A 10,564-nucleotide genomic window follows, 5' to 3' on the forward strand; every position below is an offset into this window, starting at 1 on the left:
TTACCCCCACCTGCACCTCCCCCAAAATCGCCCCTGCGATTTTGGGGGAGGCGGGAGGGGGACGAAAATTCGAAAAAAGTTGATGTAAAAATGATTTATCCCGAATTGACGTTAATTATACTCAATGCGCTGGTTTTTTCGGTTTTGAATTTTCAGCAGGCGGGTCGGAAAGGAAGCCGCAGGTTACGAGAGCAGTCGTTCACCGTCTCCGCGTCCCATAGTTTCGGCAATTACCAGAAAATCATTGGCAGAGATCATACCGATGACCGTGCCTTGCTCATCCACCACCGGCAGGTGATGAATGCGTTTTTCTTTCATCACGCGGGCGCATTCGGCAATGGTCATTTCCGGTGAAATGGTGATGAGCGGCGAGCTCATAATTTCTTTGACTTTGACTTTGGAGGGGTCTTTGCCCTGCGCGACGATTTTGTCGCAGACATCAATCGAGGTGACGATGCCGTATTCGGGGCTTTCCTCCGTTTTCTTGACAATCAAACTGTTGATATAGCGCCGGCGCATGGTGCTGAGCGCATCCAGCACCGGACTTTCCGGATCAACGAAGACCACCAGATCGTTCATCCAGGCGCGTACGGTATTTTGCATGTTCAAATTCTCCTTTACAGGGATAGGTAAGGTGTGAATGAAGGATAGTTTGCGCTGAGGGCCGAACTGGAAACCAGCCTGAATCAAGTATAGCAAAAAGCAACGGCTTGGCAAGCCACAAGCGGAGTTAACTCAAATCCGGAAAATGCCAGGCGCGCAGTCCGTCCAGCGCCGAATGAGCGGTCAAGTCGAGCTGCACGGGCGTTACCGAAACATAATTGCCGGCCAGCGCGCCAATATCGGTGCCTTCTTCCGGCAAACCGGTCGGTTCATCGCCGCCAATCCAGTAGTAAGGCTTGCCGCGCGGGTCTTCGCGGCGAATTAACTCATCGCGGTAAATGCGCAATCCCAGGCGGGTGACCATCCAGCCGCGGATGGCGCTGAGCGGCTGATTGGGGATGTTGACATTCAGCAGCACATGCGGCGGCAGGCCGTTTTCAATGACCAGCGGCAGCAGCCGGGCAGCCACCGCTGCGGCGGTTTCGTAATGCAAGGTGTGATTGTTTTCCTCGTTGCGATCCAGCGAGAAAGCCAGCGAAGGCAGCCCCCAGATTGCGCCTTCCATGGCGGCGGTGACCGTACCGGAGTAGGTCACATCATGCCCGACATTGGCATTCGGGTTGATTCCGGAAACGACCAGATCAATCGGCTCGGGCAGAATGCCCAGCACTGCCAGGGCAACACAGTCGGAAGGTGCGCCATCGCTGGCGAGGGCCGGGCTGCCATCCGCCAGCTGCACCTCTTTTACCCGCAGGGGGCGGTGCAGGGTCTTGACATGCCCGGAAGCCGACCAGTTGCGGTCGGGGGCCAGCACGCTGACTTTGCCGAAGGGGCGCACGGCTTGCGCCAATGCCAGCAGTCCCGGCGCAAACACGCCGTCATCGTTGGTGACCAGAATATGCATAAACCTGCCTCGATTCAGATTTCTTCTAAAATATCCATTTCAATTTTCAGGCGCCGAGCCAGCGCCCCTTTTTCGGGTGCGGGTAAAATGGCGGCATGGGCAGCCGCCAGCACACGCTCCTGCAGTTGCAGCCGGGTGAGTCCGAGTTCCTCGCAGGCTGCCCGGTATTCATCACTGAGCCGGATGTTGGAGATACCCGGGTCATCGCTGTTGATGGTGACATTCAAGCCGGCTTCGATCATGCGCGGCAGGGGGTGGTGTTTGAGGGAAGGCACAACCCCGGTCTGGACGTTGCTGGTGATGCACACCTCAAAAGCGGTTCCCCGCTCGGCTGCCATGCGCACCACCGCCCCGTCTTCCAGCACGCGCACACCGTGCCCGATGCGGTCTGCCTCAAATTCTTGAATGGCCTGACGCACGTTCTCCGCCCCGCCCCACTCGCCGGCATGCACCGAAAGCGCCAATCCCTCGCGGCGCGCCTCGCGGAACAGACTCAAAAACGGGTCGGCATTGAATTCGGCTTCGTTTCCTGCCAGGTCAATGCCGGCTACCCCATACTGGCGAAACTCCACCGCCAGAGCAATCACTTCTTCGGCCAGTTCAACCGGCTCGTGCCGGTTCATGGAAACCAGTAGCTGCACCGGCAGGTTGAAATCGCGGCTGGCCTGTTGAACCGCCGTACATACCCACGCCATCACCTCACGCAGTGCAAATCCACGCTGGCGGCTGAGCGCCACCGGCGTAAAACGCAATTCCATGTAGCGTACCTGATCGCGAGCCGCATCTTCCACCGCTTCGCGGCTGATGCGCTGGATGATTTCCGGCGTGCGGTAGAACAGGCGCAGGGTTTGAAATTTTGCCAGAAAATTCTGGAAGTTGAGTGGTTCATCCGCCTGCATTTGCACCAATCCCGCCAGTCCGGCATCTTGCGGCAGGGGCATTTGCTGCTGGCGGGCAATTTCCCGCAGGGTGGAAAGCCGCAGAGAGCCTTCCAGATGGCGGTGCAGTTCCACCTTGGGCATACTTTCGTAGTAGGTTGCTTGTGGGGCGGCTGCGTACCAGCCCATCCTTCACCCTCCTGTCAGACGCGGAGATTTTTCCCCGATTGCGACAATTCTATCATAAATCGGTTTTCTGCCGGATGAAAAAAGCCGCCGGAAGGGCGGCTGTTGGTCTTTTGTAAACTGCGGTCTGGTTTATGCCATCTGCTTGAGCATGTGCAGTTCGCGTTCTACGGCTTCCATTTCGGCTTTCAAATCGCGCAGGTATTGTTCGAGCCGTTCGATGTAATCATCGCGGGTCAAGGCGATCATATCGCCGTGCTCGGTGCTGCAACCGCAGTTACCGCCGCATCCACAGGTATCTTGATGTCCGGACATGGTGATTCTCCTTCTGGCAAAATTGGGACAGGAAACTTAGCCGATAAAATGTACTAAACTAATTCTATGATAATTATCCGATTTGTCAAGATGCTTTGCACAGTTGCCGATGGCTTTCTCAAAGTCGAAAACGGTCAAACAGCAGCCGGCCGACGCTGACCGATGTCTATTCGGAATAATCCAGGGATTCGTCCAATCGAGCGATTTGGCCCCCTCCTGCGCCTCCCCCAATATCGCTTCTGCGATATTGGGGGAGGTGGGTGGGGGTTGTTTTGCGGCAATTCAAGGTTCGATACAAAATTTCAGGGTTATCAAGGAACTTTGAGAAAGCCATACACAATTGCCCGTTTGTCTTAATCATGCAGCAGCATTTGATCTACCGCCTGTGCCAGCTGGGCGAGATTGGAAACCTGAAAGATGCGCTGGCAAATGGGCGCGTACTGACGCATGTCCGAATCGCCGCTGCCCCACAACCAGACCGGCTCCGGGTTGAGCCAGATCAGCGTGCGGGCGCGGCGGGCAAATTGCTGCAGCAAATCCACGCGCGGGTTGTTGTAATTGTTGCGCCCGTCGCCGACCACAATCAGCGTGGTGCGCGAATCGAGCGTGTGCAGGTACTCACGCGAGAAGTCCTCCAGCGCGCGTCCCAAATCGGTGTTGTAGTAGCCGGGCGGCATGCGTTCCAGCACCTTTTCGATGGCCTGTTCGGGCGGCAAGTGGGCAAATTCAGGCGAGATGTACGCCAGCCGGTTGATAAAGGTGAAGGCGTAGGTGTGGCTGATCTGATCCTGAATGGCGTACAGCAGGCTGAGCATCAGCTCGGAACAGTAGCGCATGGAGGTGCTGATGTCGCATATCACCACCAGTTTGGGCTTGAGAATATGATCGCGGAAGCGCAGCTCCAGCGGCACATGCCCGTATTTCAGGCTGTTGCGCAGGGTGGCTTTGCTGTCCAGTTGACCGGCCTTGGCGCGGCGCATGCGCAGCGCCAGCCGCGTGCGCAAAGCGGCGGCCAGGCGACGCACCTCGCGCCGCAGTTGCCGCATTTCCTCTGGTGAAATCATCTGAAAAGGACGCTGGAGCAACCCTTCCATTGGCGGCTGGCGCGGGTTTTCGGCCATGCGCTGTAAAATGCTTTCACCGGCCTGCCGGCGGATTTGCTGCTGCCAGGCGTTCAGGTTGTTTTGAAGTGCCCGCCGCAGCTCGTCCACTTTGCGGCGGTTGAACCCCATTTCTTCCAGCTTCTTCAACAATTCCTGAATTGCCTGGCGTAGCTCGGGAAACTGCATCCACTGTTCCATCTGGCGGGTCAGCCAGTTCTGGTCGCGCAGGTCAAGCTGCATGTTCTGGTTCATCAGACTGCTCAACTCTGCCAGTTCCTGCGGGCTGAGCGGTTTGCCTTGCAGCAGGTTTTCGATCATTTCCTGCAGGCGCTGGGTGAATTGACGCAGGGCTTCGGCCAGCCGGCGGGCTTCCTGCGGTGTCAGGCTGGCGGCGGCATTCTGCATGGGCGGCGGCTCGTCCGAACGGAAAAACAGCGGAAAGAGGCGGTCGAAAACCGCCAGATCCCGCGCATCTTTAATCAGCGTGGTGCGCAGGGTGAGGCGGAAACGTTCACGATCCTGCACTCCCATGCGTTTGACGGCCAGAAAAGCATCCTCGCTCTCCGCCAGACTGATGCGTACGCCGCTGGCACGCAGGGCTGAGATGAATTGGGCTGTGCGGTGTTCCATGACGGCCTCCGCTCAATTTTGCCAGCGAGGGCGCGGCGGCAGCCGGGTGGGCGGCTGGTCGTCGCCATCCGGGCGGTTGAGCAGCCGGCGCGCCCGCTGTAAATCGGTTTCGTGTTTGAGCAGCACGCTGAGGGTTGCTTCGAGGGTGCGTTCGTCCAGCGCGCTGGCGTTGAGGGAAACCAGCGCTTTGGCCCAGTCCAGCGTTTCGCTGATGCTGGGGGATTTACGCAGGTCCATCGTTCGCAAGCGCTGCACCAGTTCCACGGCGTCGCGCGCCAGACGCGGGGCTAAATCGGGTACTTTCAGGCGCACCACCGAAAGTTCCTGCTCCAGGGTGGGGTAATCAATGAAAAGATACAGGCAGCGGCGTTTGAGCGCTTCGCTTAATTCGCGGGTGTTGTTGCTGGTCAGCAGCACCAGCGGGCGGTGAACGGCCTGCAGTGTGCCGATTTCCGGCACGCTCACCTGAAAATCGCTCAAAATTTCCAGCAAAAAGGCTTCAAATTCGGCATCGGCGCGGTCAATTTCGTCAATCAACAGCACGGTTGGTTTTTCAGAGAGGATGGCTTTCAACAGCGGGCGCGGCAGGAGAAAACGCATCGAGAAGAAAACATCCTCCTCCTGTGCCAGCCGGTCGGCAGCCTCGCGCAGACTGGTGGATTGTGTCAGGACGTCCTGCAATTTATCGCGCAGCAGCTGGGTGTAGAGCATTTGCTTGGCGTATTCCCACTCGTACAGCGCTTTGGTTTCATCCAGCCCTTCGTAACATTGCAGACGAATCAGCTCATAACCGGTAGCGCCGGCGATTGCTTTGGCCAGTTCGGTCTTGCCCACACCGGCGGGGCCCTCCGCCAGCAACGGCTTGCCGAGCGCCTTACTCAGGTACAGGACGGTGGCAATTTCTTCGCTGGCGATGTATTGCTGGTCGCGCAAGGCTTTTTTGAGTTGGTCGGGGGAATCAAAAGGGTACATGGGGACACCTGTAAATTATTTGCGTAATTGGGTCAATGATGTCAATATAACATAAATCAGGGCTGCGAGGCTAATTAATGTAACAGATTCACCAGAAAATCACCCCTGCGCAAAGGATTTAATTTACGCCGGTTCGGGATAGGCGCAGAACCCGCGCAGCGAGCGTGGCAATCTCCCTGTCGGTGGTAAAGAGGGAGACTCCCGTCAGCACTGGTGAGTGTCGCTTCGCTCGGAGTAACATTAAATTTAGTTTGTGTCGCTGCGCTCTGAATGACATTATTGATTTAACGTCATTGCGAGCGAGCGCAGCGAGCGCGGCAATCTCCCGCACAGTCTACCATAAGCAAGAGGGGAGACTCCTCACTGCGTTCGGAGTGACATTAATTCTTGTTTGTATCGCTGCGCGTGGAGGGACGTAAACCTTGGTCATCCTTTTGAGCGAGCGCAGCGAGCGCGGCAATCTTCCGCACGGCCCCCTCCTGCGCCTCCCCGGCCGAAAATGCTCAAGTGGAGTGGTTCATGGTTTCGCCGAACTGACGTTAAGATGAAGTTAAATCTGAAACCATTGGAAAACAATTCTCGTATTCTTCGTATAATGACTGTGTCCCTCAATTTTTATTCAGGAAGCAAAATATGAACCCGATTTTGCAGGTCAATCAACTGGTCAAACGCTACGGCGACCTGACCGCCGTGAAAGGCATTTCGTTTGAGGTGCAGGAAGGGGAAATTTTCAGCCTGCTTGGCCCAAACGGCGCGGGCAAGACCACCACCATCTCGGTGCTTTCCACCCTCTTTCCGCCCAGCGAGGGAGATGCGCTCATCGCCGGCCATTCGGTGGTGCGCGAACCGTACGCCGTTCGCAGGGTGATCGGCATCGTCCCGCAGGAAATTGCCCTCTATGAGGATCTGACCGCCCGTGAAAATCTCCAGTTTTGGGGGCAGTTATACGGCCTTAGCGGGCGGGAACTGAAAGAACGCTGTGAGGAGGTGCTGGAACAAACCGGCCTGCAGGAAAAAGCCAACCAGCGCGTCAAGACCTTTTCCGGCGGGATGAAGCGCCGTCTGAATATTGGGGTCGGGCTGCTGCACCGCCCGCGTCTGCTGTTCATGGATGAACCGACCGTGGGCATTGACCCGCAGTCCCGCCGCGCCATTCTCGATACGGTCAAAGACCTTAACCGCCAGGCAGGCATGACCATTCTGTACACCACCCACTACATGGAAGAAGCGCAGGAACTTTCCCACCGCGTCGGCATCATTGACCACGGCGAGATGATCGCCATCGGCACGCAGGCCGAACTGGTCAAGAGGATTGGTCAAAGGGAAACCCTTGTCCTGCAGTTTGGCGAAGATCAAAGCGCGGCGGCAATCATCCCTCAACTGGAACCGATGAGCGGCGTTCAGCAGGTAGTTGCCGAAAATCACAGCCTGCAGGTGCTGGTCAACGATGCCGAGGAAATTTTGCCGGCGGTTATTCAGGTCTGCACGGCCGAAAATCTGAAAGTCCGCACCATTCAGATTCAGGAGCCGAATCTGGAGGCGGTCTTTTTGCAGTTAACCGGGCGCGCGCTGCGCGATTGAGGAGGACGGGATGAGGAAAATCCTGCTGATTGCTGCCAAAGATTTACGGCTGGCCTTCCGCGACCGCGCCGCGATCATCTTGATGCTGGCGGCGCCTTTTTTGCTGACGCTGGGCATGGCGCTGGTCACCGGCCGGCTGACTTCACCGGCCGGGCAGTCCTCCGGGCTGAGCAACATCCCCGTGCTGGTGATCAACCGGGACGGGGAATCGCTGGGTAATGCGCTGGTGGATACGCTTCAGTCCGCTGAACTGGACGAACTGCTGGATGCGCAGGTGGTCGAGGATGAAGAAGCCGCCCGCCGCGCCGTGGATGAGAATCAGGTTGCCGGGCTGGTGATTATCCCGGCCGGCTTTACCCAGAGCGTCATTCCGGCGCAGGCTGTGGTCATTGATATTGCCGCCGAGCCGGTCAAAATCCAGTTTTACGCCAACCCGGCCCGCCCCACCAGTTCTGCCATCATCGAAACCATCCTGCGCGAATTTATCAGCCGCGTGGAAGAGGGACGGGTGATGGGCATGGTATCCGTCTTTCAAATGCTGAGCAGCGGGGCGCTTTCGCCAGCCGAAGCGCAGGCTTACGGCGATGAGATGCGCCAGTTGTTCCAATCGGCATCGGATGAGGAGTTGAGCGCTTTTGAGGAAACCAGCACGCTGAATTTGAAGGTGGTTGGCGCGCCGGAACAGGAGAGCGTCCGCTTCGATGTGATGGCCTACATGGCGCCCGGCATGGCGCTGCTCTTCCTGATGTTCACGGTCACCTACGGTGGGCGCTCATTCCTGGCGGAGCGCCGTCAGCGCACCCTGCAGCGCATGTTGACCACCCCAACCGGTATTGCGCAGGTGCTGGCGGGCAAAATGTTCGGCACCTACCTGAGCGGCGTCCTGCAGCTGGTCGTTCTGATCGGCGGCAGCAGTCTGCTGTTCAACCTGCGCTGGGGCGATTTTTGGGGTGTAGCTGCGCTGATTTTGCTGGCAACCTTTGCCGCAACCGGTTGGGGCGTGCTGATCACCGCTTTTGCGCGCACGCCGGGGCAGGTCAGCACCTACGGTTCGGCAATTATGCTGGTGTTTGGCATCATGGGCGGCAGTTTCATTGACCTGAGCATGCTGCCCGCTTTCGTCCGTATCCTCAGCCGAATCACGCCGAACGCGTGGGGATTGGATGGGTTTACCATTCTGGGGCTGGGCGGCAGGCTGGCCGATTTGGGCAGGCCCTTGCTGGGTCTGGCGGTGATGGGCAGCCTTCTCTTCGTTCTGGCGGTGCTGCTTTTCTCCCGCCGGCGGGATCTGGTTCAATAGGGGTTGCGAGGTTTGAGCGATGAACAAAGTTCTGGCAATCATTCGGAAAGACCTGATATTGCGCTTTTCCAGTCCGGCAGAGTGGCTGTTTTTTCTCATCCTGCCGATTGTGTTTACCTACATGCTGGCAGGCGGCACCTTCGGCGGGGGCGGCGATATTCGCCGCGTTCTGCCGGTGGTGGATGAGGCCGGTACGCCGCTTTCTCAGAAAATTGTGGCCGAACTGGAAAAATCCACCTTTGTTCGCCCGGAATTGAAAAGCCGGGCTGAAGCCGAACGGAAATTCAGAGAGCGAGCCATCCCCTTCTGGCTGCTCATTCCGTCTCAAACTTCGCAGGAGAACCTGCTGAAGGGCGAGGTAACGCTGGAATTTCACACCCAGCCCAATAATCTGGATGCTCTCTCGGCGCAGCGCTCCGTTCAGGCCGCTTTACGGCAGGTCAGTTTGAACATCAACGCGGCTCAGTTTGCCGTGCAGCAGGCTGAAAGTCGCAAGCCGTTTGCTTCGATGGAGGAGCGCCAGGCTTATTTTGACGGTGCCCTCCTTTTGGCGCAACGTTTTCAGGAACAGACTCCGGAAAGGCTGGAAATCAGCCGGGCTGAAACGGCCGACCCGGTGCAGTATGACCCGCGCGCCAACTCTTCCGCCGGTCAAATGATCACCTGGGTTTTCATTCCTTTGTTTGGCATTTCTGCCCTGCTGGCGTATGAACGTTCGACCGGCACGCTGGCGCGCCTGTTGACCACACCCACCTCGGCAGCCACCTTTCTGCTGGGCACCATCGGCGGGCAGGTGCTGGTGGCACTGGTTCAAATGTTGTTGCTGGTCGGCTTTGCGGTGCTTGCGCTGGGGGTGGCGTGGGGCAGGGAGCCGCTTGGGCTGGCAATTCTGCTGGTGAGCGCCGCGCTGGCGGCGGCGGCAATTGGCATAACGATGGGCACCCTGCTGCGCAGCGAAGCCCAGTCCAATAACCTGAGCATTCTGATGGGCATGGTCATGGCGCTGCTGGGCGGCTGCTGGTATCCGCTGGAGCTGTTTCCGGCGGCGGCGCAATCCATCGTCAGGGTGCTGCCAACCACCTGGGCAATGCTGGGGATGACCGACCTGCTACTGCGCGGCGAAAACTGGCAGGGCATTCTTCCCGAAGCGGGTGTGTTGTTGGCTTATGCGGCGGTGTTTTTCACCATTGGGATTGTGCGATTCCGCAAGCAATTTTTCTAGACGATTCCGCTCAATCGTGGTATGATTGGGCGGCTGTTCCGGTGGGAACGCAAAATTTTATCACGCACGCTTCTTGACCGGCTGCGGCGTGCTGCCTGCGGGCAGTTCGCAGCCGGGTTGAAAGAGGCGGAGGAATAACGCGAAAAGGAGAATAGACAAAAATGGCATCTATCATTTCCATGAAGGCCTTGTTGGAAAGCGGTGTTCATTTTGGCCACCGCACCAACAAATGGAACCCCGCCATGCGCCCGTACATCTTCACCGAGCGTAACGGCATCCACATCATTGATCTTCAACAAACGGTCAAAGCCCTCACCCAGGCCTATCAGGTCATCGTCAACACGGTTGCCGAAGGGGGAATTCTGCTGTTCGTTGGCACCAAGCGGCAGGCTCAGGAAACCATTCAGGAAGAAGCCACCCGCTGCGGTATGCCCTATGTGACCGAGCGCTGGCTGCCCGGTACCCTGACCAACTGGGTGACCATTTACGACCGCATTCAGGAGCTGGAACGGCTCGAACGGATGCGCGACAGCGGTGAGATCAACCGCCTGACCAAAAAAGAAGCCCTGATGATCGAGCGCGAGATCAAGCGTCTGGAAACCCGCCTGAGCGGCATCCGCAAGATGACCCGCCCGCCGGAACTGCTCTTCATTGTGGATGTTTCCAATGAAGCCACTGCCGTGCACGAAGCCAACCTGAAAAACATTCCGGTCATTGCGCTGGTGGATACCAACTGTGATCCGCGCGGGGTGGACTACGTCATTCCCTCGAATGATGACGCGATTCGCGCCATCAAACTGCTGGTTGCCAAGATTGCCGATGCCGTGCTGGAAGGTAAAGCCCTGCGCAAGGATACCGGCGAGGGAGGCG

10 protein-coding genes are annotated in these 10,564 nt (G+C 57.8%); 4 read left to right on the forward strand and 6 right to left on the reverse strand.

What is annotated here, in order from left to right; translation table 11 throughout:
• Positions 1–183 precede the first annotated feature (183 nt).
• From VAE48_RS13835 to VAE48_RS13860, 6 genes are all read right to left on the reverse strand, one after another.
• Positions 184–603, reverse strand: a complete 420-nt coding sequence (locus tag VAE48_RS13835) for a cyclic nucleotide-binding/CBS domain-containing protein (RefSeq protein WP_322793915.1) — start codon at positions 601–603, stop codon at positions 184–186.
• 127 nt (positions 604–730) lie between these two features.
• Entirely contained in the window at positions 731–1,507 is a 777-nt protein-coding gene (gene surE / locus VAE48_RS13840; RefSeq protein WP_322793916.1) for a 5'/3'-nucleotidase SurE, read from the reverse strand.
• Positions 1,508–1,521: 14 nt separating this feature from the next.
• Positions 1,522–2,574 (reverse strand): adenosine deaminase, encoded by a 1,053-nt coding sequence (gene add / locus VAE48_RS13845; protein ID WP_322793917.1) that lies wholly within the window; start codon positions 2,572–2,574, stop codon positions 1,522–1,524.
• Between the two features lie 129 nt (positions 2,575–2,703).
• Entirely contained in the window at positions 2,704–2,886 is a 183-nt protein-coding gene (locus VAE48_RS13850) for a hypothetical protein (protein WP_322793918.1), read from the reverse strand.
• A 353-nt stretch (positions 2,887–3,239) separates the two neighbouring features.
• The gene (locus VAE48_RS13855; protein ID WP_322793919.1) at positions 3,240–4,619 is read right to left on the reverse strand and encodes a vWA domain-containing protein; all 1,380 of its coding nucleotides are present in this window, start codon (positions 4,617–4,619) and stop codon (positions 3,240–3,242) included.
• A 12-nt stretch (positions 4,620–4,631) separates the two neighbouring features.
• Complete coding sequence (locus VAE48_RS13860; RefSeq protein WP_322793920.1) at positions 4,632–5,591, reverse strand: MoxR family ATPase; 960 nt, start codon at positions 5,589–5,591, stop codon at positions 4,632–4,634.
• A 633-nt stretch (positions 5,592–6,224) separates the two neighbouring features.
• Here VAE48_RS13860 and VAE48_RS13865 point away from each other — a divergent pair.
• The 4 genes from VAE48_RS13865 to rpsB all read left to right on the forward strand — a co-directional run.
• On the forward strand, positions 6,225–7,172 hold the full coding sequence (locus tag VAE48_RS13865; RefSeq protein WP_322793921.1) for an ATP-binding cassette domain-containing protein: 948 nt from the start codon (positions 6,225–6,227) through the stop codon (positions 7,170–7,172).
• A 10-nt stretch (positions 7,173–7,182) separates the two neighbouring features.
• Complete coding sequence (locus VAE48_RS13870; RefSeq protein ID WP_322793922.1) at positions 7,183–8,472, forward strand: ABC transporter permease; 1,290 nt, start codon at positions 7,183–7,185, stop codon at positions 8,470–8,472.
• A gap of 19 nt (positions 8,473–8,491) precedes the next feature.
• Positions 8,492–9,694, forward strand: coding sequence for an ABC transporter permease (locus VAE48_RS13875; protein ID WP_322793923.1), 1,203 nt, complete (start codon positions 8,492–8,494; stop codon positions 9,692–9,694).
• Between the two features lie 161 nt (positions 9,695–9,855).
• Positions 9,856–10,564 (forward strand): 30S ribosomal protein S2 (gene rpsB, locus VAE48_RS13880; protein ID WP_322793924.1); only part of this gene is annotated, 709 nt, incomplete at its 3' end.

The organism is Bellilinea sp., from assembly GCF_034432615.1.
Classification (GTDB): Bacteria; Chloroflexota; Anaerolineae; order Anaerolineales; family Anaerolineaceae; genus Bellilinea.